Origin of the sequence: Micromonospora sp. NPDC048935, assembly GCF_043197875.1 — a bacterium.
In the GTDB taxonomy this organism is placed as follows: domain Bacteria; phylum Actinomycetota; class Actinomycetes; order Mycobacteriales; family Micromonosporaceae; genus Micromonospora.
Window position 1 is genome coordinate 1 of sequence record NZ_JBICTZ010000021.1, and the last position, 25,487, is coordinate 25,487.

General features: G+C 72.9%; 19 protein-coding genes. 8 read left to right on the forward strand and 11 right to left on the reverse strand.

Annotated elements, in window-relative coordinates:
- Positions 1-738 precede the first annotated feature (738 nt).
- A complete protein-coding gene (locus ACGFIW_RS33305; RefSeq protein WP_393324378.1) occupies positions 739-1,137 on the reverse strand; it encodes an RDD family protein in 399 nt (132 codons plus the stop codon).
- A gap of 262 nt (positions 1,138-1,399) precedes the next feature.
- Between ACGFIW_RS33305 and glnA (ACGFIW_RS33310) the strand changes: the two genes are divergently transcribed.
- The 3 genes from glnA (ACGFIW_RS33310) to ACGFIW_RS33320 all read left to right on the forward strand — a co-directional run bounded on the left by glnA (ACGFIW_RS33310) (position 1,400) and on the right by ACGFIW_RS33320 (position 4,448).
- Positions 1,400-2,824: a type I glutamate--ammonia ligase gene (gene glnA / locus ACGFIW_RS33310; RefSeq protein ID WP_393324381.1), complete on the forward strand. Its 1,425-nt coding sequence runs from the start codon at positions 1,400-1,402 to the stop codon at positions 2,822-2,824.
- A 278-nt stretch (positions 2,825-3,102) separates the two neighbouring features.
- Positions 3,103-3,468 carry a PadR family transcriptional regulator gene (locus tag ACGFIW_RS33315; RefSeq protein ID WP_393324384.1) on the forward strand — a complete coding sequence of 122 codons (366 nt, stop codon included), beginning with the start codon at positions 3,103-3,105 and terminating at the stop codon, positions 3,466-3,468.
- Positions 3,465-4,448, forward strand: coding sequence for a hypothetical protein (locus tag ACGFIW_RS33320; protein WP_393324387.1), 984 nt, complete (start codon positions 3,465-3,467; stop codon positions 4,446-4,448). Before ACGFIW_RS33315 ends, ACGFIW_RS33320 begins: the two co-directional genes overlap by 4 nt.
- A 67-nt stretch (positions 4,449-4,515) precedes the next feature.
- Here ACGFIW_RS33320 and mptB (ACGFIW_RS33325) read toward each other — a convergent pair whose 3' ends face one another.
- Positions 4,516-5,979 (reverse strand): polyprenol phosphomannose-dependent alpha 1,6 mannosyltransferase MptB, encoded by a 1,464-nt coding sequence (gene mptB, locus ACGFIW_RS33325; protein ID WP_393324389.1) that lies wholly within the window; start codon positions 5,977-5,979, stop codon positions 4,516-4,518.
- Between the two features lie 14 nt (positions 5,980-5,993).
- Positions 5,994-7,394 carry a polyprenol phosphomannose-dependent alpha 1,6 mannosyltransferase MptB gene (gene mptB / locus ACGFIW_RS33330; RefSeq protein ID WP_393324392.1) on the reverse strand — a complete coding sequence of 467 codons (1,401 nt, stop codon included), beginning with the start codon at positions 7,392-7,394 and terminating at the stop codon, positions 5,994-5,996.
- 44 nt (positions 7,395-7,438) lie between these two features.
- On the opposite strand from mptB (ACGFIW_RS33330), the gene ACGFIW_RS33335 reads away from it, so the two are divergent.
- Positions 7,439-9,142, forward strand: a complete 1,704-nt coding sequence (locus tag ACGFIW_RS33335) for a hypothetical protein (protein ID WP_393324395.1) — start codon at positions 7,439-7,441, stop codon at positions 9,140-9,142.
- 8 nt (positions 9,143-9,150) lie between these two features.
- Here the strand turns inward: ACGFIW_RS33335 and ACGFIW_RS33340 are convergent, their stop codons facing one another.
- Positions 9,151-12,285 carry a bifunctional [glutamine synthetase] adenylyltransferase/[glutamine synthetase]-adenylyl-L-tyrosine phosphorylase gene (locus tag ACGFIW_RS33340; RefSeq protein ID WP_393324397.1) on the reverse strand — a complete coding sequence of 1,045 codons (3,135 nt, stop codon included), beginning with the start codon at positions 12,283-12,285 and terminating at the stop codon, positions 9,151-9,153.
- Positions 12,285-13,052, reverse strand: a complete 768-nt coding sequence (locus ACGFIW_RS33345) for a type 1 glutamine amidotransferase (RefSeq protein WP_393324399.1) — start codon at positions 13,050-13,052, stop codon at positions 12,285-12,287. The genes ACGFIW_RS33340 and ACGFIW_RS33345 overlap by 1 nt, the downstream gene beginning before the upstream one ends.
- 106 nt (positions 13,053-13,158) lie before the next feature.
- Between ACGFIW_RS33345 and ACGFIW_RS33350 the strand changes: the two genes are divergently transcribed.
- Positions 13,159-14,103 carry an LD-carboxypeptidase gene (locus ACGFIW_RS33350; RefSeq protein WP_393324402.1) on the forward strand — a complete coding sequence of 315 codons (945 nt, stop codon included), beginning with the start codon at positions 13,159-13,161 and terminating at the stop codon, positions 14,101-14,103.
- A 4-nt stretch (positions 14,104-14,107) separates the two neighbouring features.
- Here ACGFIW_RS33350 and ACGFIW_RS33355 read toward each other — a convergent pair whose 3' ends face one another.
- A complete protein-coding gene (locus ACGFIW_RS33355; RefSeq protein WP_393324405.1) occupies positions 14,108-14,989 on the reverse strand; it encodes a virginiamycin B lyase in 882 nt (293 codons plus the stop codon).
- Positions 14,990-15,175: 186 nt separating this feature from the next.
- Here ACGFIW_RS33355 and ACGFIW_RS33360 point away from each other — a divergent pair, with 186 nt between their 5' ends.
- Positions 15,176-15,730, forward strand: a complete 555-nt coding sequence (locus ACGFIW_RS33360; protein WP_393324476.1) for a hypothetical protein — start codon at positions 15,176-15,178, stop codon at positions 15,728-15,730.
- A 150-nt stretch (positions 15,731-15,880) separates the two neighbouring features.
- On the opposite strand, the gene ACGFIW_RS33365 is transcribed toward ACGFIW_RS33360, so the two are convergent.
- From ACGFIW_RS33365 to glnA (ACGFIW_RS33385), 5 genes are all read right to left on the reverse strand, one after another.
- Complete coding sequence (locus ACGFIW_RS33365) at positions 15,881-16,252, reverse strand: VOC family protein (protein ID WP_393324408.1); 372 nt, start codon at positions 16,250-16,252, stop codon at positions 15,881-15,883.
- Positions 16,253-16,364: 112 nt separating this feature from the next.
- Positions 16,365-19,685 carry an NACHT domain-containing protein gene (locus ACGFIW_RS33370; RefSeq protein ID WP_393324411.1) on the reverse strand — a complete coding sequence of 1,107 codons (3,321 nt, stop codon included), beginning with the start codon at positions 19,683-19,685 and terminating at the stop codon, positions 16,365-16,367.
- 66 nt (positions 19,686-19,751) lie between these two features.
- Positions 19,752-20,444, reverse strand: a complete 693-nt coding sequence (locus ACGFIW_RS33375; RefSeq protein ID WP_393324414.1) for a helix-turn-helix transcriptional regulator — start codon at positions 20,442-20,444, stop codon at positions 19,752-19,754.
- 78 nt (positions 20,445-20,522) lie between these two features.
- Positions 20,523-20,948, reverse strand: a complete 426-nt coding sequence (locus ACGFIW_RS33380; RefSeq protein ID WP_393324417.1) for a DUF350 domain-containing protein — start codon at positions 20,946-20,948, stop codon at positions 20,523-20,525.
- An 87-nt stretch (positions 20,949-21,035) separates the two neighbouring features.
- Entirely contained in the window at positions 21,036-22,385 is a 1,350-nt protein-coding gene (gene glnA / locus ACGFIW_RS33385) for a type I glutamate--ammonia ligase (protein ID WP_393324420.1), read from the reverse strand.
- A gap of 288 nt (positions 22,386-22,673) precedes the next feature.
- Between glnA (ACGFIW_RS33385) and ACGFIW_RS33390 the strand changes: the two genes are divergently transcribed.
- Entirely contained in the window at positions 22,674-24,431 is a 1,758-nt protein-coding gene (locus ACGFIW_RS33390; protein WP_393324423.1) for an NAD+ synthase, read from the forward strand.
- A gap of 164 nt (positions 24,432-24,595) precedes the next feature.
- Positions 24,596-25,441 carry a 3-methyl-2-oxobutanoate hydroxymethyltransferase gene (gene panB, locus ACGFIW_RS33395; protein ID WP_393324425.1) on the forward strand — a complete coding sequence of 282 codons (846 nt, stop codon included), beginning with the start codon at positions 24,596-24,598 and terminating at the stop codon, positions 25,439-25,441.
- Positions 25,442-25,487 lie beyond the last annotated feature (46 nt).

Genomic DNA, 25,487 nt, shown 5'->3' on the forward strand with positions numbered 1-25,487 from the left:
CGCGCCCCGCGCCCCGCGCCCCGCGCCAAGATCGTCGCAACTTCAGGGATGTTGCTGCCTCAGACGCGCCGGAGGCAGCAACATCCCTGAAGTTGTGAGGATCTTGCCCGGATGCGGACGCGTGGGCCGCCGGAGGGCGGCCCGGGCCCCGTCGCCGGTCAAGATCGTGCTCGATCCTGGTTCCAGTTGGCCTCAAGAGGCGGGAATTAACGGACGCAAGGAGCCCGCAGAACACCACACCAGGCGCTCCACGCCATGATCGCCGAGCCTGCATCGCGATCTTGCACTTTCTGCCCCGACATTAGTGAACATTCCCGCTGAAATCAGCGACAGAAAGTGCAAGATCGGCGCGATTCCCCTGCTCGACGTGTCGTGATCTACAAGCCCCGTCAGTCAGCAGCGGGTTGACCCGTCGGCCACAGCCCTACCGCAACGGCGTTGCCACCCAGGATCGAGCACGATCTCGGGCGGGCCGGGCGGCAGGGGGCAAGGCCGCATGCCCCGCCGCTCTTGCACTTTCGGTCGCCGAGATGCGCGGGATGACCCCTTATGTCGCGACAGTAAGTGCAAGATCGCGGGGCGGCAGGTTGGCACGGGGCTGCGACCGGGGACGGAGGGACCGAGGGCGCGGGAGGGGCCCGGGACGCCGGGCGGGCCCGGGACGTCGGACGGGCCCGGGACGCCGGGCGGGCCCGGGACGCCGGGCGGGCCCGGGACGTCGGACGGGCCCCGGGGGGCTCAGCCTCGGGGGGCGTCGACGACGACCGAGTCGGCGAGCCGGTCGTGCAGGCCACGGCGGTGCTCGTCCATGATCAGCGCGGGGACGACGAGCGCCAGTAGCAGGCCACGGATCAGCCCGCGGAGCACTCCGATCCGGCCGCCGTCGCGCCAGCTCACGCAGCGGATCTTCGTGATGTACATGCCCGGCGTCTGGGCGAACAGGCCGAGGAAGATGCCGTACACCAGGACCAACACCAGCACCGGCGCCCAGCCGTCGCGTACCGGGTCGGCGAAGAAGTTGGACACCAGCAGGCAGAGCACCCAGTCGATGATCAGCGCCCCGAACCGCTTGCCGAGGCTCGGCGGGGTGAAGCTGGGGTCGGTGGCCGGCGCTGCCGGGGCGTGCGGGTTGGTCACAGCGGTCAAGGGTATCCGCGTCGGCACGAGGGCTTGCCGGGACCGCCGCCACGGTGTGCTGATTCGGGCCAAAGGCATCAGATGTCACTACACTGGCACAGTCGGTACGGCGTTCGTGGCGGGCCGGAGGCGTGAACGGGAGCGTCACCCACGTCCCACGAGGGACGTAACACGGCAGAAACAACGGAGACACGGCCGGGCAACCGCCCGGCCCTAGCGTCGCCAGAAGCCTAGCCACCCCGTGGACGTGCCAGGAGGATGTGTGTTCGCCAATCCCGAGGAACTGCTGCGATACCTCAAGAACGAGGACGTGAAGTTCGTCGACGTTCGTTTCTGTGACCTGCCCGGCGTGATGCAGCACTTCAACCTGCCGGTCGAGTCCGTCAACGACGACCTCTTCACCGACGGCCTCGCGTTCGACGGTTCGTCGATCCGCGGTTTCCAGGCGATCCACGAGTCGGACATGCTCCTGCTCCCGGACGTCGCCACCGCGTTCATCGACCCGTTCCGCGCGCAGAAGACGCTCGCGCTGAACTTCTTCATCCACGACCCGTTCACCCGCGAGGCATACAGCCGCGACCCGCGCAACGTCGCGAAAAAGGCCGAGGCGTACCTGGCGGCGAGCGGCATCGCCGACACCGCCTACTTCGGTGCCGAGGCGGAGTTCTACATCTTCGACTCGATCCGCCACGAGACCTCGGCGCACCAGTCGTTCTACTACATCGACTCGGTCGAGGGCGCCTGGAACACCGGCCGCGAAGAGCCGGGCGGCAACCGTGGTTACAAGACCGCGTACAAGGGTGGCTACTTCCCGGTGCCGCCGGTCGACCACTACGCCGACCTGCGTGACTCGATCGTGCGCCGGCTGGTCGACACCGGTTTCAACGTGGAGCGCTCGCACCACGAGGTGGGCACCGCCGGCCAGTCCGAGATCAACTACCGGTTCTCCACCCTGCTGCACGCGGGTGACCAGCTTCAGCTCTTCAAGTACATCGTGAAGAACGAGGCGTGGGCCAACGGCAAGACCGCGACGTTCATGCCCAAGCCGCTCTTCGGTGACAACGGCTCCGGCATGCACACCCACCAGAGCCTGTGGCTCAACGGTGAGCCGCTCTTCTACGACGAGACCGGCTACGCGGGTCTGTCCGACATGGCCCGCTGGTACATCGGTGGTCTGCTGCACCACGCGCCGTCGCTGCTGGCCTTCACCAACCCGACGGTCAACTCGTACCGTCGCCTGGTGCCGGGCTTCGAGGCGCCGGTCAACCTGGTCTACTCGCAGCGCAACCGGTCGGCCTGCACGCGCATCCCGGTGACCGGCAGCAACCCGAAGGCCAAGCGCGTCGAGTTCCGCGTTCCGGACCCGTCGGCCAACGTCTACCTGGCGTTCTCGGCCATGATGATGGCCGGCCTGGACGGCATCAAGAGCAAGATCGAGCCGCCGACGCCGATCGACAAGGACCTCTACGACCTCCCGCCGGAGGAGTGGGGCGACGTCAAGCAGGTGCCGGGCTCGCTGCCGGCCGTGCTCGACTCGCTGGAGGCCGACCACGACTACCTGCTCGACGGCGGCGTCTTCACCCCGGACCTGATCTCCACCTGGGTGGACTGGAAGCGCGCCAACGAGGTCGACCCGGTGCGCCTGCGCCCGACCCCGCACGAGTTCGCCATGTACTACGACTGCTGAGCAGTCACCTCACCACCGGCCGGGGGGGGGGCCCCCGGGGGGGGGGGGCCCCGCCGCGGGGGGGGGGGGGGGGCCCCCGAAAAGCCGCGGCAGAAAATAAAAGAACGCTAAAAACCGCCCGGGGCCCCCCGCCCCCCCCCCCCCCGGGCGCCCCCCCCCCCCCCGCCCGCCCCCCCCCCCCCCCCCCCGCCCCCGCCCCCCCCCCGCCGCCCCCGCCCCCCCCCCCGGCGGCTTTATAACGTCTTCCGATATACCTTCGCGTCCGATACATTGCAGCGATGGATACACCGCTGCGGGAACCCACCTTCCTGATCCTCACCGCGCTCGCCGCCGAGCCGATGCACGGCTACGGCCTGATCGGCGAGGTCGCCGCCCTCTCCGACAACCGCGTGTCGCTGCGCCCCGGGACGCTCTACGGGGCACTGGACCGGCTTGTCGACGCCGGCCTCGTCGAGGTCGACCGGGAGGAGGTGGTGGATGGCCGGCTGCGCCGCTACTACCGGCTCTCCCCCACCGGCGACGCCACGCTGACCGCCGAGACCGAGCGGCTGCGTCGCAACGTCGAGGCCGCCACCGCCCGGCTCGCCGAGCGGGCCCGCACCGCCCGACCGATCACCCCGCGCGTGGCCGGAGGGCTGGCATGACCGAGCTTGAGCGTCGCTACCTGCGGCTGCTGCGCGCCTACCCCGTCGACTACCGGCGATCCCGGGGCGCCGAGATCGTCGGGACGTACCTCGATCTGGCTGACCCGGGTCGCCGCTGGCCCTCGCCCGCGGACGCCGCGGACCTCCTCCGCGGCGGGCTCCGCCAGCGACTGCGGGCCGGCGGCGTCGCAAGCTTGGTTCCCGGGGTACGCCTCGCGGCGCTGCTGTCCATGGTCACCGCGAGCGTCCTCGCCGGTGTCTGGGGCGTGACGGAGTTGCATCCGGCGCCGGTGGAATGGGGCGTACCCCGCGTCGGCCCCTTCGTCTCGCTCGGTGTCGTCGCGTGGGCGGGCTGGCTGCTGGCGGCGGTCGCGACGGCCGTCGCGCCGAGCCGGGTGGCCCGGTTGACCATCGCCCTCGCGCTTCTGCTCACGCTGGCGCTGCCACCGGTGGCCGTGCTGCTCGACGCGCCCCGACCGCCGCTGTACGTGCTGATACCGCAGGTGGCCCTGGGTTTGCTGGGGCTCGCCCTGCCGGACCGACAATCGAGGGCGATCCGCCTCGCGCCGCTGGTGTCCGCGTTGGTGGCGGTGGCGGCGACGGAATTCCTGGTGGGATTGGAAGCGGGCTACAGCTACTACGGCTTCACCGTCCTGCACTTCCTGCCCGCTGTCGGTGGGTTGTTGCTGGTCGCCGGGGCGCTGCTGGCGGCGGGTCTGGCGATGAGCCGCGATACCCGCGGCGGCTGGGCGTTCGTCACGCTGCTCACCCCCGCCGGCTTCCTGGCGGTGCCCGCCCTTAGCGATGCCATCGTCCCGACACGTGGCGGCGTCAGCTTCACGGCGCTGGCCATGACCACCGTCGTCGTCGCGCTCGTCGGTCCCGCCGTATTGCTCCTGACCCTCCGGTCCCGCACCCGCCTGACCCCCAGCACCAGGCGCGGCCACGAAGCCTGCCCGACCTGCGGCAGGCAATCCTGACCACACCCTTCGTTGATCATGAGGTTGGCGGGGCGTTCGGAGATCGACACCGCCACCAACCTCGTGATCAGCGCGGTTGGGAGATCCTGCGCAGGGTGTGCAGGAGGAGGGCCGCGAGGAGCAGGGTGGTCATCGCCAGGGCGCCGGGGGCCTTGGTGAAGCGGGCCAGGTTGGTGCCGTCGGGCAGTGCGAGGAAGGCCGCCGCCGCGGCCGGCAGCACGAACCACGTCGTCCGCCGGGCGGTGAGCGCGAGCAGCACCAGTGGCCAGGTCGCGTACCAGGGGTGGAAGACCGGGGACAGGACCACCGTGGCGGCCAGGGCCAGGCCGGCGCCGTGCAGCGTGACCCAGGGGCGGGCCAGGGGCGGATCATCCGGGGCCCGCAGGGCCCGCCAGGCCCGCCACCACAGCACCACCAGCACGACCGCGAGCAGCAGCAGGGCCACCGCCCGGAGCACCGGCACCGCCTGCGGGCCCCGCCCGGCCAGCGCGCCGGCATAGTCCACGACCAGGCCGACGGCGGTGGGCGGCGACGTCCACTGCTCCGAGTCACCGCTGTGGGTCAACCCGCCCACCCAACCGAACCCGAGCCCGGACACCGCCGAGCTGACCAGCAGCGCGGCGAGCAACCCCCCGGTCAGCCAGCCGCCGTCACGAACCAACGACCGTACGGTGTGGCGGCCCCGCACCGCGGCCAGCGCGGCGAACGGCACCACCACCACCGCGCTGGCCTTCACCGTCACCGCCAATCCGAGCAGCACCCCGGCGAGCAGCAGCGCCGACGGCCGACCCGGTCGGCGGACCACGATCAGGAGCCCGGACAGCAGCAGGCCCAGCATCACCGCGTCGTTGTGCGCCCCGGCCACCAGGTGCACCCCGACCAGCGGGCCGGCCAGCGCCAGCCAGACCGCCCGCCGGGTGGGCACCCCGGCCGCACGTGCCAGTCCGGGCAGGCAGAGAGCGCCCAGCAGCAGCCCCGCCACGGCGATGCCCCGAAGCGCCACGATCGTGCCGGTGAGGCCGCCGCCGAGCACCACCGCGAGCGCCGCGAGCAGCACGAACACCGGCCCGTACGGTGCCGGGGTGTCCCGCCAGATCGGTGCCACCGCGTCCGCCCAGGGGCAGCCCGCCGCCGCCACCGGAACGGCGTACGGGTCGACGCCGTGCGCGTACGTCCAGCCCTGGCAGGCGTACGAGTAGACGTCCCGGCTGCCCAGCGGCGGCGCGACGAGCAGCGGTAGCGCCCACAGCCCGGCGGTGCCGTACGCCCACCGGGTCGACGGCACCGTCTCGCGCAGTGACCACCACGCCCCGACCAGCAGCCCGGTGCCGACCAGCCAGCAGGCCAGTGTCGCCGGGCCGCCCGGGGCTCGCCAGATCGACTCCGGTGTCGCGCCGAGCGGGGCGTCGGGCAGTGCCCCGCCGAGGTAACCGGCGACGGCGAGCAGGACCGCGCCGACCAGCCCCGCGTACCGGGCAGAACGCGCGACCCCGGGACCAGCCGGCGGGGGCGACGCGCCGGGAGCGGTCACCGGCGCACCTTCCCTCAATCGGCGGCGACCGGCTGACGGGCCACCCGAGCCGACCGTACCAACCAGACGACCAGGGCGATCACCAACAGCGTCATCAGCGGCGCCCCGACCGTCTTGGTGAACCGGGGCAGGCCGGTGCCGTCGGGCAGCACCAGGAACGACGCGACGAGCGCGACGACGGTGAACCATCCGGTCCGTCGGGCGGTGGCCGCGAGCACGGCCAACGGCCAGATCCAGTACCAGGGGTGGAAGATCGGCGCGAGGGCGACAGTGGCGGTCAACGCCACCGCGGCGTGCCACAGCGGCTCCCGGGTGCGGGCCCGCCACCAGAGCCAGACCAGCAGCAGCGCGAGCACCGCCACGCCGATCCCCCGGGTGACCGGCAGCGCGTCGACGTGCCCGCCGAACGGCAGCGCCAGGTAGCCGACGGTCTGGCCGACCGCGGTGGACGGCGACGTCCAGGCGATCGCGTCACCGCCGCTGGCCAGCCCGCTGACCCAGCCGAAGTCCAGCCCCGCCGCGACGGTCACCCCGACCACGGCGGCGACCGCGCCGCCGACCACCCACCCGCCGTGCCGGAACAGAGCCCGGATCGAGTACCCGCCGACGATCGCGACCAACGCCGCGAACGGCACCACGACCGCCGCGGTCACCTTGATCGCGGCGGCCAGTCCGAGCAGCGCGCCACCGGCGAGCAGCGGGCCGGGGCGGCCCGGCCGCGAGACGATCACGGCCAGTCCGGCGACGAGCAGACCGACCATCAGGGCGTCGTTGTGCGCGCCGGAGACCAGGTGCACGGCGACCAGCGGGCAGGCCAGCGCCAGCCAGATCGCCCGATCGGCGGGTACGCCCGCGCGGCGCGCCAGCACCGGCAGGCTGATCGCGGTCAGCGCCACCCCGGCCACCGCGATCAGCCGGAACACCACGATCGCGCCGGTCAGCGAGCCGGTGGCCTTGACCACCGCAGCGGAGAGCACCACGAACAGCGGCCCGTACGGCGCGGGCGTGTCCCGCCAGATGTACGAGATGGTGTCCAGCCAGGGGCAGGGCAGCGCGGAGACGCCCTGCTCGTACGGGTTGATCCCGGCGGCGTAGCTGGCGCCCTGGCAGGCGTACGCGTACACGTCCCGGCTGGCCAGCGGCGGCGCGATCAGCACCGGCAGCAGCCAGAGCCCGACGGTGGTCAACGCCCAGCGGGTCGATGGCACCGAGTCCCGCAGCGCCCACCAGGCGTAGGCAAGCAACGCGGTGCCGACCAGCCAGGCGGCGAGGACCAGCGGGCCGTTCGGGCCCTGCCAGATGCTGACCGGGCTGGAACGCAGGGGGGAGCCGGGCAGGGCGCCGCCGAGGAACGCGGCGACGGCGAGCAACGCCGATCCCGCCAGGCCGATCCAACGCGCGAGGTGGTGAGGCACGCCGGACATGCTGCCAGTACGGTGGTCGCGGTACGGAGGTGGGCATGCGACGCAGTCGGGTGGTGGCGGTGGCCACCGGTTCCGCAGTCGTGCTCGGTGCGCTCTGGCTGGCCCTGCCGCTGATGGGGTCGGACCTCGCCGCGCAGGTGGCCCGGGCGGACTTCTTCGCGGCCCACGGGCCCACCCCGGTCGATCTGCGGTGGTACGCGGGGGTGCAGCAGTTCGGCTACAGCCTGCTCTCCCAGCCCCTGATGGCACTGTTCGGCGTGCGGGTGACGGGCGCGCTGGCTCTCGTGGCGTCGGCCGCCGCGCTGGCCGCGCTGCTGGTCCGCGGTGAGGTGCCCCGACCGCTGCTCGGCAGCCTGGTCGGGGTGGTCACGCTTGTCGGCAACCTGGTCTCCGGCCGGGTCACCTACGCCCTGGGCGTGGCGTTCGGGCTGGCCGCGCTGCTCGCGCTGAGTCCGGGCGCACCCCGAGGCGACAGAGGGCGAGGGCGGCTCGCGCTCGCCGCGTTCGCCGCGCTGCTGGCCTCGGCGACCAGCCCGGTGGCCGGCCTGTTCGTCGGCCTGGTCGGCGTCGCGTTGCTGCTCACCCGCCGGTACGCCGACGGCCTGGCGCTCGGTGTCGCGGCGGCGGTGCCGCTGGCCGCGACGGCGCTGCTGTTCGGCGACGGCGGCTGGATGAACATCAGCCGCACCGACACGATCCGCGCGGTGCTGACCAGCCTGCTGGTGGCGGCACTGGTGACGTGCCGGCCGGTGCGGTTCGGCGCGCTACTCTCCGCCGCCGGGGTGCTCGCCGCCGCCGCGGTGCACACGCCGGTGGGGTTGAACGCGACCCGGCTGGTGACGATGTTCGCGCTGCCGGTGCTGGCCGCCGCGGCCCGCCCGCCCGCCTGGCTCTCCGCGCGCCTGGCCCTCCGCTCGGCGAGGCGTACCGCCCCGACCGACGCCACCCCGACCAGCACCACCCCGACCAGCACCACCCCGACCAGCGCCGCCCGGACCAGCGCCGCCGCAGCCGGGTCCGCGGCGAGGCGGTCGCGGCCGGCGCGACTGCGCGGCGGGGTGGGTCTGACCGCGTTGCTGGTGGCGGTCTGTGTGTGGCAGCCGCCGGTGGTCCCCGCCGACCTGCTCGGCATCGGCGACCCGACGAGTGCGCCGGGCTACCACGCGCCGCTGCGCGCCTTCCTGGCCGGGCAACGGCTCACCGGCCGGGTCGAGGTGCCGCCGACCCGCAACTACTGGGAGGCGGCCCGCCTCGGTGAGGTGCCGCTGGCCCGGGGTTGGCTGCGGCAGGCCGACATCGACCGCAACCCGCTGTTCTTCACCACCGTGCCCGGCGCGGCCGGCACCGGCACGCCGCTGACGCCGAGCAGCTACCGGGCCTGGCTGGCGGAGAACGCCGTGCAGTTCGTGGCGCTGCCGGACGCCCCGCTGTCCTGGGTGGGGCGGGCCGAGGCGGAGCTGGTCGAGGGCGGGTTGCCGTACCTGACGCCGGTCTGGTCCGGCCCGCACTGGCGGGTCTGGGCGGTGGCCGACCCGACGCCGCTGGTCGCCGCGCCCGCCGAGCTGATCCGCGCCGACGGCGCGACGGTGACCTTCCGGGCCCCGACCGCCGGTCCGGTGGCGGTCCGGGTCCGGCACAGCCGGTGGCTTGTCGCGTCCGGCGGCGCCACGGTCTCCGCCGACGGGGCCTGGACCACCGTCACGGTGCCCCGCCCCGGCGAATACACCCTCGGTAGCTGACGCGCCCGCTACCCCTCCAGCACCCGCTGGGCGGCGGCACGGGAGCGGCGGCCGGTGCGCAGGTACTCGTCCAGGAACTCCCCCGGGTCGTCGCGCCCGAGCAGCCGCGCCACGCCGGCCAACTCCACCCCGTGCCGGGGCAGTTGGTCGCCGGCCCGACCCCGGACCAGCATCAACGCGTTGCGGACCTGCGCGGCCAGGGACCACCCGGCGGCCATCTCCGCGGCGTCCGCCGGGTCGACCAGGCCGGCCCGCTTGGCCGCCGTGAGGGCATCGAGGGTACGCGTGCCGCGCAGCTCCGGGATCCGGCCCGCATGCCGGAGCTGGACGAGCTGCACCGCCCACTCCACGTCGGCGAGCCCGCCCCGACCCAGCTTGGTGTGGGTGGCGGGGTCGGCACCCCGGGGCAGCCGCTCGGTCTCCACCCGGGCCTTGATCCGGCGGATCTCGACGACCTGCTCGCGGGTCAGCCCGTCGGCCGGGTACCGCACCGGGTCGATCATCGTCGCGAACTCGGCACCCAGGTCGGCGTCGCCGCAGACGAACCGGGCGCGCAGCAACGCCTGCGCCTCCCACACCCGCGACCAGCGGGCGTAGTACGCCGCGTACGCGGCGAGACTTCGCACCAGCGGACCCTGCCGGCCCTCCGGGCGCAGGTCGGCGTCGACGCCGAGCGGCGGGTCGGGGGCGGGTACGCCGAGTAGTCGGCGCAGCTCCTCGGCGATCGCGTGCGCCGCCGCGCTGGCCTCGCTCTCGCCGGCACCGGCGGGCGGGTCGTAGACGAAGAGCACGTCGGCGTCGGAGAGGTAGTTCGACTCGTACCCGCCGAGCCGTCCCATGCCGATCACCGCGAACCGCAACCCTGCTGGCGCCGGCTGGCTGGCCCGGGCGGCGCGCAGCGCGGCGGCCAGCGTGGCGTCGGTGACGTCGGCGAGTGCCGTACCGACCTCGGTGATGTCGAGCAGCCCGGGTACGGGTCGGTTCGTGCCGTCGGGCCGGTTCGGCGTGGGTGCGAGCGCGCCGGCCCGGCTGAGCACGTCCGCGCAGGCCACCCGGACCAGTTCCCGACGTCGCAGCGCGCGCACCGCGCGGGTGGCCTCGACCGGGTCGGTGTGCCGGGCCGCCGCCGCCAGGAACCCCTCCCGCAGCACCTCGGGCGGACGCGGAGCCAGCTCGTTCTCCTCGGCCAACAGCCGCAGCGCCTCCGGGTCCCGGGCGAGTAGGTCCGCCACGTACCGGGACAGGGCGAGGACCCGGGCCAACCGCCGGGCCACCGGGCCACCGTCGCGCAACAGCCGCAGATACCAGGGGGTGCTGCCCAGTTCGTCGGAGACCTTGCGGTAGTTGAGCAGCCCCCGGTCCGGCTCCGGCGCGTCGGCGAACTCGCTGAGCAGCACCGGCAGCAGCGTCCGCTGGATGGCGGCCGTGCGACTCACCCCGCCGGTGAGCGCCTGGAGGTGCCGCAGCGCCCCGGCCGGGTCGGCGAAGCCGAGGATCTCCAGCCGGTGACTGGCCGCCTCCGGGGTGAGTCGCAACCCGTCGGCCGGCACCCGGGCCACCGACTCCAGCAGCGGCCGGTAGAGCAGTTTGGCGTGCAGTCGGCGTACCTCGGTGGCGTGGGTGACCCACTCGGCCCGGAAGCTCTCCACGGCGCTGTGCCCCGGCGTGGCCGTGAAACCCAGCGCGGCGGCGAGCCAGCGCAACGCGCCCGGCTCGCTGGGCACGGTGTGCGTACGACGCAGGCCCTGGAGCTGGAGTCGGTGCTCGACGCCGCGCAGGAAGCGGTAGCCGCGCAGCAGCGCCTCACCGTCGGCCCGACCGACGTAGCCGCCGGCGACGAGCGCGCGCAGCGCCGGGATGGTCCCGGGGCCGCGCAGCGTCTCGTCGACGCGGCCGTGCACGAGTTGCAGCAACTGGACTGCGAACTCGATGTCGCGCAGCCCGCCGGGGCCGCGCTTGATCTCGCGTTCCAACTCCTTCGGCGGGATGTGGTCGATGATCCGCCGTCGCATGGCGCGGACGTCCTCGACCGCCTCGGGCCGTTCGGCCGCCCGCCACACCAGTGGCGCGAGCTGGTCGATCCACTCCTGTGCCAGCGGCACGTCACCGGCGGCCGGGCGGGCCTTGAGCAGTGCCTGGAACTCCCAGGTGCGCGCCCACCTGCGGTAGTAGGCCAGGTGGCTGGCCAGGGTACGCACCAGCGGGCCCCGGTTGCCCTCCGGGCGCAGCGCGGCGTCCACCGGCCAGGCGACGAGCCCGCAGATCTGGATCAGCCGGGTCGCCACCAGTGTCGCGGCCGACAGGTCGGCGTCCTCGGCCGCCACGAAGATGACGTCCACGTCGGAGACGTAGTTCAGCTCGCGACCGCCGCACTTGCCCATCGCCACGACCGCGAGTCGGGGCCGCCCGGTGCCCTCCGCCAGCTCCGTGACGGCGATCTCGTACGCCGCGGCAAGCGTCGCGTCGGCAAGCGCGGACAGCGCGGCCATGGTCTGCTCCAGGCCGCGCCCGCCGGTCAGGTCGGCCGCCGCGATCCGCAACAGTGCCAGCCGGTACGCGGTCCGCAGCACCGCCACCGGGTTACCATCGCCGGTCGGCTCCAGCCGCCCTTCGGCGATCGGCGCGAGCCCGTCCGCGGCGGTGCGCAGCGCCAGGCAGTGCTCGGGGTTGGCCACCAGGTGATCACCGAGCGCCGCCGACGCGCCGAGCACCGCGACCAGTCGCCGCCGCAGGCCGGGGTCGGTGTGCAGGTCCGCGAGCAGCGACGATTCGGCGCTGCCGCCGCTCGGGCTGCCTGCGCTCGGGCTGACCCCGCCGCTGCCGCCGCTCGGGCTGACCCCGGCGCGGCCTGCGCTCGGGCTGCCTGCGGCGCTCGTGCGACCCCCGGCGCTGCCTGCGCTCGTGCGGCGTTCGGTCTCCACGATGCGATGGAGCTGCCGCAGCGCCAGGTCCGGGTCGGCGGCCCGGGACAGTGCGGCGAGCAGTTCCGCCGCGGCCTCGTCGGCCGGCTCCTGCTCCTCCGGCCGCCACAGCCGCAGCCCGTCCGGACCGAGCAGATCCGCGGCGCGTGCGCCGCCGTCGCCCTCGGCGGTGCCGAAGCCGTAGCGGGCGAGCCGGCCCGGTGCCCTGGTCGGCCGGCTCATCAGTGCCCGAGCAGCGGCAGGCCGCGCCGCGTCGTGCTGTCGTCCAGCTCGCCGAGGGCCAGCGCGGCGAACCGGGCGGCGAACGGCTGCCAGACCTCCTCGACATCGGCCAGCACCGAGGCGCAGGCCGCCACCACCAGCTCCGGGTCGTAGCCCAGCTCGGCGAGTTGGGTCGAGTCGGTCGCCCAGTCGGCGATCATCGCGGCGTCGCACTCGATGTGGAACTGCAACCCCCACGCCCGGTCACCGAGGCGGAACGCCTGGTGCGGGTAGCGGGTGGACGCGGCCAGCAGGGTGGCGCCCCGGGGCAGCTCGGTGATCTCGTCGGCGTGCCACTGGAGCACGTCCGGGATCAGCGGCACGTACCGGAACAACGGATCGTGCTCGGCGGCGTCGCGCCGGCCGACCACGCCGGGGCCGATCTCCGGCCCGGACGCGCTCCGCTCGACCAGACCGGCATGCGCGGTGGCGAGCAGTTGCGCGCCCAGGCAGACCGCCAGGGTGGGCACCCGGTAGCGGACGGCCTTGCGCAGCAGGCCCTCCACCGCCGGGAACCAGGGAGCGCCGGGCGAGCCGTCCGGCAGCGGGTACGCCTGTTGGTCGCCACCCAGCACCACGAACGCCGCGTACCCCTCCAGGTCGGCGGGGAGCTCGTCGCCGGCGTGCGGGCGGACCACCCGCAGCTCCAGCCCAGCCTCGGTCAGCCATTCACCCAGCCGGCGCGCGTCGTCCGTCGGGTCGTTCTCGATCACCAGCGCGGTTGCCACCCGTCGAGGCTAGCCGGTGCGCGGTGTGCCGCCATGCCCCCCGCCACCGGGATGCGCGCGCCGGCCGTCGAGCCTGGATCCGGCGGGGTCGCTAGGCTCTGCGGTTGTGATCAACGAGGACACCGCCGTCGTCCGCCCGCCCGTGCTGCGACCGGGTGACACGGTGCTGCTGGTGTCACCGTCCGGGCCGACCTCGCCGGAGCGGGTGGCCCGGGGGATGGAACTGCTTCTCGGCTGGGGCCTGCGGCCCGTCCCGGCACCGAACGCGTACGCCCGCCACGGCTACCTCGCCGGCACCGACGACCTGCGTGCCGCAGACCTGAACGCCGCGTTCGCCGACCCGCGGGTACGCGGGGTGATCTGCACCCGTGGCGGCTACGGCGTCCAACGGATCGTGGACGCCATCGACATGGCCGCCGTACGCCGTGACCCGAAGGTGGTGGCCGGATTCTCGGACATCACCGCGTTGCAACTCGCCCTGTGGCGGGGTGCCCGGCTGGCCGGGGTGCACGGCCCGGGGGCGGCCTGGCGGGACGAGCGGACCCCGCTGCGCTCCGCCGAGTCCCTGCACGCGGCGCTGATGACGACCGAGCCGGTGTCGATGAGCGCGCTGCCCACCGAGGAGACCTTCGGCGTACGCGTTCCGGGTCGCGCCACCGGCACCCTGCTCGGCGGCAACCTGTGCCTGATCGCCGCGTCGATCGGCACCCCGGACCTGCCCGACCTGACCGGTGCGGTGCTGTTGATCGAGGACGTGCAGGAGCCCCCGTACAAGGTCGACCGGATGCTCACCCACCTGCGCCGGGCCGGCGCGCTGGACGGGCTGGCCGGGGTGGCGGTCGGGCAGTTCACCGACTGTGGCGACGGTTGGGACACCACGATCGTCGACGTGCTCACCGAACGCCTCGGCGACCTGGGCGTACCGGTGCTCGGCGGCCTGCCGATCGGCCACGGCCACGGCCAGCTGACTGTCCCGTTCGGCACCCAGGCCACCCTCGACGCCGACACCGGCACCCTGACCGCAGCCCCCGCGGTGACGCAAGGCTCCTGATCAGCTAGGCGAGGGGCAGGTGGGCTACCGCGCCGATCTCCAGCGCGGCCCAGATGCCGTCGGCGGTGCGGGTGATGCCGTGCGGTTCGGCGTCGGGGGTGGGTAGGGCGTAGCTGTCGATCCGGCCGGTGGGATCGAGGTGACCGATCCGGTTGGCGCCCCACTCGGTGAACCAGACGCCACCGGCCGGATCGGCCACGATGGCGTGCGGACGGGCCGCACGATCGGGCAGCGGGAACTCGACGGTCTCGCCATCGGCGGCGATCCGGCCGAGCTGGCCGGCGGTGATCTCCACGAACCAGATCGCACCGTCGCTGCCGAGCGTGATGCCGACCGGGCCGGCGTCCGGGGTGGGCAACGGATGCAGTGTCACCCGGCCGTCGAGGTCGATCCGGCCGATCGCGTTCGCCTGGTTGAGGGTGAACCAGAGAGCCTGGTCCGCCCCGGCGGTGATCATCGAGGCGAACCCGCCGGTCACCGGCAACGGGAACACCGTGACCGTGCCGTCGACGTCCACCCGGCCGATCGTGTCGGAGCTCATCCCCGCGTACCAGAGCGCGCCATCTCCTCCGACGGCGATACCGCCCGGCCCGGCACCGGTCGGCAGGGCGATCGTGCGCTGCTCGCCGTCGGTGCTGATCCGACCGATCCGGTCGTCCGCCGAGCGGGTGAACCAGAGGGCGTCGTCCGGCCCCGCCGTGATGACCAGTGGGCGGCCGCCGGGCGGATCCAGCGGGTACGTCCGGACCCCGCCGTCGGCCCCCAGGCGGGCGATCGCGCCGGCGTGGACCAACGTCAGCCACAACGCGCCGTCGGGGCCGGCCGTGATGCCGTACGGGCCGACGCCCGGCTCGACGAGCGGTATCTCCCGGATCTCGACGGTCATCTCGACGTGCGTCCTTTCGTCGGTGAATCGCCAACCCTGCTGGTTCATCGGGTGGTGGCGCAATCGATTTGACCGCCGGCGAGCCAAGATTGTCAGCCCGCTGACAGGTTCGCCACGGGTCACGCCCAGCCAGCCTGGTCACTGTCGGTGCTGACAGCGCACGTCACCGACCTTCTGGAGGACAGCATGTCCCGCACCATCCGTAGGAAGCACCTGCTGGCCGGTCTGGCCACCGCCGGTGTCCTCGGCGTGGGGATCGCCGCCCCGACGATCGCGTTCGCCGCGGACACCCCGACTCCGACACCGAACGCCAGCACCGCTCCGGCTCCCGGCGCGAAGGCCGACGCCGCCCCCGGCGCGAAGGCCGACGCCGCCCCCGGTGCGAAGGCCGACGCCGCCCCCGGTGCGAAGGCCGACCGGCAGAACGAGTTCGCCGAAGCGCTCGCCAAGGAGCTGGGCGTGCCCACCGACAAGGTGACCGCCGCGCTGGAGAAGGTCCGCGAGCAGCACCGGCCGGCCGATCGGCCGCAGCGCCCGTCCGCCGAGGACCGGCAGGCCGCGCTCAAGGAACGGCAGGCCGCACTCAAGGCACGCCTGGACCAGGCGGTCAAGGACGGCAAGCTCACCCAGGAGCAGGCCGACGCCATCACCAAGGCCATCGAGGCCGGCGTCTTCCGTGGGCCGGGCGGTCACGGCGGACCGGGCAACCACGGCGGCCCAGCGGGTACGCCCGGCAGGTGACCCACCGGGGCAGGCCCTGGCCAGACCGGGCCTGCCCCGACTTGATCCACTCGACTTCCGTGAACCGGCGGTGTCCACGCCAGCCCAACACCCCCGAATCCTGAAAACCGAGTCGATCATCCCCGCGCACCAGCAAGGCCGACCCGAGCGTCAGGCCGGCGGGGGCGTGAAGACCCCCAGGTGATTGCCGGCCGGGTCGAGCAGGTGGGCCAACGTGAGCCCGCTCGGGGCCGTTCGCGCCGGCACCAGCACCCGGCCGCCGGACTCCTCGGCCCGCCGACAGGTCTCCGCCACGTCGGCGACCTCGGCGTAGAACACCGCGTAGTTCGGTGACGTCCCGTCGGTGGCCCGGATCGCCCCGCCGATCCCGGTGTCGCCGCCGGCCCCGGTCACCCGGTAGGACCCGCCGTTGGCCGAGCCCTGCTCCTCGAAGGTCCAGCCGAACAGCCCGCCGTAGAAGCGTTCCGCCTCCTCCGGCCGGTCGGTGCCGATCTCGAACCACGTGATGGGTGTCGCGGACATCTACTGCCTCCAGAGTTTCCCGTGCCGGCCGTACGGCCGTTGTCTGGAACAGACTCGGCGGCGTCCGCGACAACGTCCTGTCGGTGTTTCTGTTTCAACAGAACTGGCCGGCCTACGGCCCGTCCGCGAACCGCCGCAGCCGTTGCACCAGGTCGGGCCGACGGGAGCCGTGCCAGAACGCGAAGTGCTGCGCCTCCGCCGCCGAAATCGGCTCGCGATGAAGTTCGAGCTCGTACATCCGCACCACCAGCTCGCAGGTCGTCTCGTCCAACCAGTCGAGCGGATGTCCCCTACCGGCCGCCCCACCCCGAGCCCCGGCGAGCAGGCCGCCGACGAGCGCGACCCACCTGGCGTCGACCTGGTCGTCACGGCCCACGAAGGCGAGCACGCACCTGACCGCCGGGGCGGCTTGGCCCACAGTCAGGTCCAGTTCGTCCAGGCGCTGGAGGACACTGGCGGCGAACGCGGATGACAGCTCGGTGTCGAGGGCCAGCCGGTCCAGCAGGAAGGCGGCAACCGGCAGGTGCTGCGACGTCGGCCGCTGCGGCTCAAGGCTTGCCAGCAGTCGCCGGTACACCCGCTCCCGCTGCGGGAGCGGCGTGGGATGCAGCGGCAGGAGAGCGACATCGAGCAACAGTCGAGCCTCCGAGCGGTCTCCGTCCGGAAAGCTCAAGAAGTAAGTGAGGGTGTCGACGCGCCTCTCCGGCAAGGAGAGTCTCGCCGGCTCCACGGCGTGCAGCATCGCCTCGGCGTGCGGATCGCACTCGAAATGGACGCTTCGGCGCCACAGGGAGAGATCAACATCGGGGACGTACCTGTGCGCCCCGTCTTCATCAGAGGTCGTGATGTCAAGGGGGGCGGGGAAGTGCCAGCGGGGGTCCGGTTCCGTCGAATCGGCTTCGGGGCTCAGCGACAGGATGAGCCCCGGGTAACCGTCCTGCCAACTCCGGATCGGATGGACCAGGGTCAGCAGACCGAGGTAGGCGGCGTCGTCCAGGTGGGCCCGCCACTGCAACGCCTGCCTCCGCCAACTCCGCACGGGATGCGTACTGGACGGGAACACGTCGCCGCACGGCAGGTCGGCGACGCACAAGGCGAGCAGCAGCAGGTTCGCGGCATACACCGCGCAGCGCTCCGGCAGGTGCAACCGCCGGGGCTGGTAGGACTCGTGGCGGCCCACCGGGCGCGGTTCCGACGTCACACGGAACAGTCGCAGCAGCAGGTCCAGAGCTTCGGCGCGGTGCTGCTCCGGCCACGCCGCCAGCGCCTCGACGACGAAGGTGACCACCGGCGCACGGTTGGACAGCACGGCGAACGAGAGCAACGCGTACAGCCGGTCGTCGTCGACCGGAGCGTCGTCGAGCAGGGTCGCGGCCTCCCGCACCACGAGGTCACGCAGGACGAGCGTGACCGTACGGGCGATGAGGAACTCGCCGAAGGTCGCGTGCAGGAACTCGTAGGTGTGCGACGGCCCGTGCTCCCGCACCGCCGTGGAACGGTGCACGAAGAAGAACCTCCCCAGCACGATCTCGGCGGTGCTCAGCGACCCCCGCTCGTCCTGCCGGACCGTCGGGGCCCGCCGCCCGAGGAAGGGCAACGCGGCCAGGTCAGCATCGAGATCGTCCTCGCTCACCCACTGCACGCCCCGGTTGAACATGCTGAAGGCGACGACCGAGAGCCGACGCAGTTCCTCCTCTGTCGCCCGGGCCAGGTCCCGTTCCGACAACCCGGAGGACTGCTTCAGGACCTCCCGGTGGGCGAACCGCTTCAGCAACCGTTCGTACAGCTCACCACGCCCCAACGCGCCGGCCGAGCGCAGGTCGTGTCCGTCGGCGTCGTAGAGCGCGAGCATCAGCAGGAGCAGCGGCTGCTCCGCGAGCTCCCGGTGTGCCCGCACCACCTCGGGGTCCAGGGGACCGGTGCCCGACGCCCGGAAGCAGCCGGCGTTGACCCGGTTCCACGTGGCCACCCAGGTATCGATCCGGGTCGCGTCGAACGGCTCCAGCAGCACCGCGACCGTGCCGGGCGGCGGCTGGGCGCGATCGGCGACGCTCGTCCGGGTGGTGACGAGCACCGCGACCGCCCGCCCCTGATCCGCCTCACGACGTTGGAACGCCGCCACCCTGCGCAGGTAGTCGGTCTGGCTGGCGCCGGTGGCCTGGAGCAACTCGTCGAACCCGTCGAGCAACACGACAGGCATGGCGTCGCCGGCCGACCGGACCAGGTCGGGCCAGGTGAGCCGCTCGCCGGTCGCCGCGCGTAGTGCCTGTTCGATTTGGTCCTGTAGGTCACCGGCGGCGTACACCTCCCGCAGCACGACACGGATCACCAGGAAGTCGGCGGCGGGGAGCTGGGCGGCGAGGATCCGGGTGAGCACGGACTTGCCCGAACCTGGCTGACCGAGCACGAGCAACGGCGCCGTCGTCGCACCCGCCGAGGTCAGGTGCACCACGAGCGACTGCCACAGATCCTCGCGGAGTGGGCGGTCGCGCCACCAGTTCTCGTCGCTGGCGCGCGCCCCGGCCCCCAACTCGGCGATCCGGCACAATGGCGGCACGTACGCCTCACCGAGCGTCGGCATCCGCAGACCCGCCGGCACGTCCCCCGACGAGACGATCGGTCGCCGCAGATCGGAGGCATAGGCGGCGGCGAGACCGACACGTCTGTCGTTGGGAGCGCGGCCCGTGGACATGGCGGCCAGGGCCTGGCGCATCTCCTCCAACCCGACCGAGATCGCCCGGAGCTGGTGGCGGGTGGCCTCGTGTTCCTGCAACCCCAGCCAGAAGTTGACCTCGAAGAAGTCCTCCGCCAACCGGGTCAACAGGTCCCGGTGCCGTCCGACGGCCACGTCCGGAAGTCGGGACAGGGCCGTGGCGGTGCCGCGCCGCTGCTGGTGGGCTGCCTGCTCCCAGACGGCCAATCCCTCGACGAAGTGCAGGACCCGGCCGGCGAGACCGTCAAAGTACGTGACGAGGGCCGCCCGCAGCGCCGGGTACGGCAGGTGTGGCCCCGGCAGCGGTGCCGCCGTGCCGAAGAACGAGTCCATGATGCCGTCGTTGACCGACCCGGAACCGGCGAGTGCCAGTTGCTCCCGCTTGTCCACCGCCAGGTCGGCCGCGTCGAAGGGCAGATCGACGTCGTGCAGCGCCTCGAAGAAGGCGGTCACCGCGATCACGGCGTGCGCCGCCTCCAGACGCTGCGTCCGGTCGTACCGGGACAACCCGGAGCGTTGTTCGGAGACGTTGCGCACCAACTCGTGGCCGAGCCGGACGAACTCCGCCTTGGCGTCGAAGATGCCCAGCGCTCCCGGCACGCCGGCGGCCGAGGCACCCAGGAGCGACCAGCCCGTCAGCTTGTCGAACCAGGTGACGAACCGGCTGTTCTCCCCGCCGAGCAGCCGGACGGCGTCGGCGTAGCTGAGCGTGTCGGGCACCTGGTCCTCCCCCGCGACGGCAGACCCGCCAGCCTCCCGCAAGCCTGCTCGGCATGCTGTCAGGTATCAGACCAGACTCAACGGACGGACCCGTTCGCGCGGGATGTCCAGATCGGTCGGGCGGAACTCCCGGACCACCACGTCGGGCAACGCCTGGACGCTCCGGATCCGGTCGGTGCGGAAGCACCGCAGCTCGTCGCGCAGCCGGCACCAGGCCAGCAGATACCAGTGTCGGGGGTTGCCGAGGTAGCCCAGCGGCTCGACGTCGCGCACCGAGTCCGCGCCGGCGCGGTCGGCGTACCGGATGCGCAGCACCCGCCGCGCGGCGACCGCGTCGGCGACGATGGCCGGGACGGGCGTGGCCGGCCCGTCACCGACCAGGTGCACCCGGCCGGCGAGGCGATGCGCTTCGGCGGCGTCGGCGGCCGGCAGCACCGCCACCAGTTTGCGCAGCGCGGTGGCACCCGGCCCGGCGAACGGCGTGCCGTCGAGCCGGTGCAGCGCGACGGCCATCGCCACCGCCTCGGCGGCGGTCAGGTTGACCGGGGGCAGGGTGCGGCTGCGGTCCAGGACGTAACCACCGGTGCGGCCGGGCTCGGCCCAGATCGGCACCCCGGCCTCCTGGAGGGCGCCGATGTCCCGCTCGATGGTCCGGCCGCTCACCTCGAAGCGGACGGCCAGCCAGCGGGCGCTGCGTGGCCGTGGCGACACCGCCCGCAGCTCCTCGACCAACGCGTAGAGCCGGTCCGTACGGTTCATGCCCCGCACGCTACGGCCGGGGTACGACGCCGGACCGGCACGCGACCGGCTCAGCGATCGGACCGGGACGCGACCGCCTCAGGCGATGCAGGCGCAGACGATCAGCGCGGCGCCGAAGTGGGTGGCGGCGCTGACCCGGGCCGCCGGGTGCGGCTCGGGCGAGCAGATGACCTCGCCGAGCTTGCCCGGGGTGAGCAGGTCCAGCACCACGAAGGCCAGCGCCATGATGGCCAGCCCGACCAGCCCGAAGAGCACCGTGGAGGCGAGCCCCCTGCCGAAGTCGCTGTAGCTGGTCAGGATCGCGGTGAAGACGATCCCGGCGATGCCGAGCTGGTTGGCGGCCAGCAGCAGCCCCGCGTTGACGTTGCGGTCGACCCAGATCAGGTCCCGCAACCGCCCCGGGGTGAGCAGGTCGACCAGGCCGAAGCCGGCCGCCATCAGCCCCACGCCGACGATCCCGAACACGACGCTCTGCCAGGCACCGCTGAGCAGATCCTCCAGCACCGACTGCCTCCCGACTCTCCGCCCGGAGGGGTACCGGCGCGGTGATCGAGACGATAGCGGCAGTGCGCAACCGCGTCAGCCCCGCGACTACAGCGCCAGGTAACGCTGCCGCTCGTACGGGGTGACCTCGCGACGGTACTGCTCCCACTCGGCCCGCTTGTTGCGCAGGAAGAAGTCGAAGACGTGCTCGCCGAGCACCTCGGCGACCAGCTCCGACTCGGCCATCACGTCGATCGCCTCGGCGAGGTTCTCCGGCAGTGCCTCGTATCCCATGGCACGCCGCTCGGCGCTGGTCAGCGACCAGACGTCGTCCTCGGCGCCCGGCGGCAGCTCGTACCCCTCCTCGATGCCCTTCAGGCCGGCGCCGAGCAGCACCGCGAAGGCCAGGTACGGGTTGGTCGCCGAGTCCAACGAGCGGACCTCGACCCGGGCCGAGTTGGGCTTGCCGTACGCGGGAACCCGGACCAGCGCGGAACGGTTGAGGTGACCCCAGCAGACGTACGCCGGGCTCTCGGTGATCCGGTCCGGCAGGGCCTGCGGGAACAGCCGCTTGTACGAGTTGACCCACTGGTTGGTGACCGCCGTGTATTCCCGGGCGTGCACCAGCAGGCCGGCGATGAACGACTTCGCCACCTTGGAGAGCTTCATCGGGTCGCCACCGTCGTGGAACGCGTTGCGCTCGCCCTCGAACAGCGACAGGTGGGTGTGCATCCCACTGCCGGGCTGGTCGGTGAACGGCTTCGGCATGAAGCTGGCCTGCACACCTGTGGAGAGCGCCACCTCCTTGACCACGTGCCGGAAGGTCATGATGTTGTCGGCGGTGGTGAGCGCGTCGGCGTAGCGCAGGTCGATCTCCTGCTGGCCGGGGGCGACCTCGTGGTGGCTGAACTCCACCGAGATGCCGATGCGTTCCAGCGCCAGCACGCCCTGGCGGCGGAAGTCGCGCGCCACGGCGTGCGTGGTGTGCTCGAAGTAGCCGCCGGTGTCCACCGGGGTGGGCACCGAGCCGTCCTGGGGGCCGTTCTCCAGCAGGAAGAACTCGATCTCCGGGTGGGTGTAGAAGGTGAAGCCCTTCTCGGCGGCCTTGGACAGCGCGCGGCGCAGCACGTGCCGGGGGTCGGCCCAGGACGGGCCGCCGTCGGGCAGCAGGATGTCGCAGAACATCCGGGCGCTCTCGCCGCTGACCCCACCCTCGAAGGGGAACACCTGGAAGGTGGTCGGGTCGGGCATGGCCACCATGTCCGATTCGAAGACGCGGGCGAAGCCCTCGATCGCCGAGCCGTCGAAGCCGATGCCCTCCTCGAAGGCCGCCTCCAACTCGGCCGGCGCCACCGAGACGCTCTTGAGCGTGCCCAGCACGTCCGTGAACCACAGCCGGACGAACCGGATGTCCCGCTCTTCCAGCGTGCGGAGGACGAACTCCTGCTGACGGTCCACTTCCCCAACCCCTCGCGACACTCTTTTTGTCCGCCTTGGCCGGGCTGCCCCGACCTGATCGCCCAGTCTTACCGGGCCTGGTTACGCAGACGTTACGCGAACCGCCGCCGGCCGTCCCCTCGTGTCCCGCCCGGCGAACGCGTGCGGCCCGGCTGTGCCGTCCGCGTCCGCCGTCAGGGACGGCCGGGCCCCTGCCGTCGCGGCCTCGCGGGCGCCTGTCGCGGCAGGTGGCGGCAATCTCGTCCGAGGGTACGGATTGTCGCGCGGAGGCTGGGGCAAGATGAAGGCATGCCCACCCTGCGTCTCGCCCTGTCCCAGGTCAACCCGAGCGTCGGTGACCTCGCCGGCAACGCGGCCCTGGTCCGCAGCTGGACTCGCCAGGCCGCCGATGCCGGTGCCCAGCTGGTGCTCTTCCCGGAGATGATGCTGACCGGGTACCCGGTCGAGGACCTGGTCTTCCGGCGCTCCTTCGTCGCCGCGTCCCAGGCCGCCGTCGAGCGGCTCGCCGCCGACCTGGCCGCGGACGGCCTCGGGGAGTTGCCGGTCGTGGTCGGCTACCTGGACGCCGACGGGCCGCCGCAGGTCAGCGGCGACGCCGAGCCGGGCCGGGGTGCCCGCAACGCCGCCGCGCTGCTGCACCGGGGCACCGTGGCCGCCCGCTACTTCAAGCACCACCTGCCCAACTACGGGGTCTTCGACGAGGACCGCTACTTCGTCTCCGGCGACAGCCTGACCGTGGTGCGGATCGGCGGCGTGGACGTCGCGTTGACCATCTGCGAGGACCTCTGGCAGGCCGGTGGTCCGTTCGCCGCGGCCCGGCAGGCCGGCGTCGGCCTGGTGGTCAACATCAACGGCTCGCCGTACGAGCTGAACAAGGACGACATCCGGCTGCCGCTGGTCCGCCGCCGGGCCGCCGAGGCGGGGGCCGCCATCGCGTACGTCAACATGATCGGCGGGCAGGACGAGCTGGTCTTCGAGGGCGACTCGATGATCGTCACCGCCGGCGGTGAGCTGCTCACCCGGGCCCCGCAGTTCGTCGAGCACCTGCTCGTACACGACGTCGAGCTGCCGGCCGCCACCACGACGCCGACCACCGAGACCATCGCGGACGGCATGCGGGTCGCGCACCACACGCTGGACGGGATTCCGCCCACGCCGTCCGGCCCGGCCGCGACCGGCGGGCTGATCGAGCCGGTGGCCGACGAGGCCGAGGTGTGGCAGGCGCTCGTGCTGGGCCTGCGCGACTACGTCAACAAGAACCGGTTCCCGTCGGTGGTGCTCGGGCTCTCCGGCGGCATCGACTCGGCGGTGGTGGCCGCGCTGGCCGTCGACGCTTTGGGTCCGGACCGGGTGGTCGGTGTGTCGCTGCCCAGTCAGCACTCCTCCGAGCACTCCCGGGAGGACGCCGCCGACCTGGCCAAGCGCACCGGCCTGGACTACCGCGTCGAGCCGATCCAGCCGATGGTGGACGGCTTCCTGGCCAACCTGTCGCTGTCCGGGGTGGCCGTGGAGAACCTCCAGGCCCGGGTCCGGGGCGTGATCCTGATGGCCCTGTCGAACCAGGAGGGCCACCTGGTGCTGACCACCGGCAACAAGAGCGAGCTGGCGGTGGGTTACTCCACGCTGTACGGCGACTCGGTGGGCGGTTTCAACCCGGTCAAGGACGTCTGGAAGACGCTGATCTGGCGGCTCGCGAAGTGGCGCAACCGGGACGCGGAGCGGCGCGGTGAGACCGCCCCGATCCCGGAGAACTCGATCGGCAAGCCGCCGAGCGCCGAGCTGAGCCCGGGCCAGCTCGACAGCGACAGCCTGCCCGACTACGACGTCCTGGACCCGATCCTGATCGGCTACGTCGACGGTGACCTCGGCCGCGACGGGCTTGTCGAGTCGGGCCACGACCCGGCGGTGGTGGACAAGGTGCTGCGGCTGGTGGATACCGCCGAGTACAAGCGACGCCAGTCCGCCCCGGGCACGAAGATCTCCATGAAGGCGTTCGGCCGGGACCGCCGCCTGCCGATCACCAACCGGTGGCGCGAGCACGGCTGAGGCGTACACCTGGGGGTGCCGGGTCGGTGGCGCGGCCCGGCACCGCCCCGCGGCCTGGTGGAGTGACATCTCGCACTGGGCCCTGCCGTCACCCCGTCTCGCGGTGCGACGATCGCGACGGAACCCGGGGACCGCGCAGGCGGCCTCGAGGAAGGGAGACAGAGATGGTGGAGTCCACTCCGAGCGAGGTGACCGCCCTGTACGGCGGACCGGTCACCCGTCGGGTCCGCACCCGCGACCTGATCGCCGCCAAGGAGCGCGGCGAACGGTGGCCGATGCTGACCTCGTACGACCAGTACACCGCGGGGATCTTCGACCAGGCCGGCGTCCCGGTGCTGCTGGTCGGCGACTCGGCCGCGAACAACGTCTTCGGCTACGAGACGACCCTGCCGATCACCGCCGACGACCTGCTTCCGCTGGTACGGGCCGTGGTGCGCTCGACCCGGCAGGCACTCGTGGTGGGTGACCTGCCGTTCGGCTCCTACGAGGAGGGCCCGGCCCAGGCGCTGCGCACCGCCGTCCGGTTCATGAAGGAGGGTGGCTGCCACGCGGTGAAGCTGGAGGGTGGCCGCCGCTGCGCCGCGCAGATCGCCGCGATCGTCGGTGCCGGCATCCCGGTGATGGCGCACATCGGCTTCACCCCGCAGAGCGAGCACACCCTCGGTGGCTACCGCGTGCAGGGCCGGGGCGACACCGCCGACGAGGTGCTCGCCGACGCGCGGGCGGTGGCGGAGGCGGGCGCGTTCGCGGTGGTGCTGGAGATGGTGCCCGGTGAGGTGGCCAAGCGGATCACCCACGAGCTGCCGATCCCCACGGTCGGCATCGGCGCCGGCCCGGACACCGACGCCCAGGTGCTGGTCTGGCAGGACATGGCCGGCCTGCGGACGGGCAGGGCGCCACGTTTCGTCAAGCGGTACGCGGACCTGGCCGGCGCCCTCACCGACGCGACCCGCCGCTTCGCCGACGAGGTCCGTGGCGGCGAGTTCCCGGCCGCCGAGCACACCTTCTAGGGCCTGATCGACTCGGCTTTGCCGAAAACGCGGTGTCCCGAGCGCC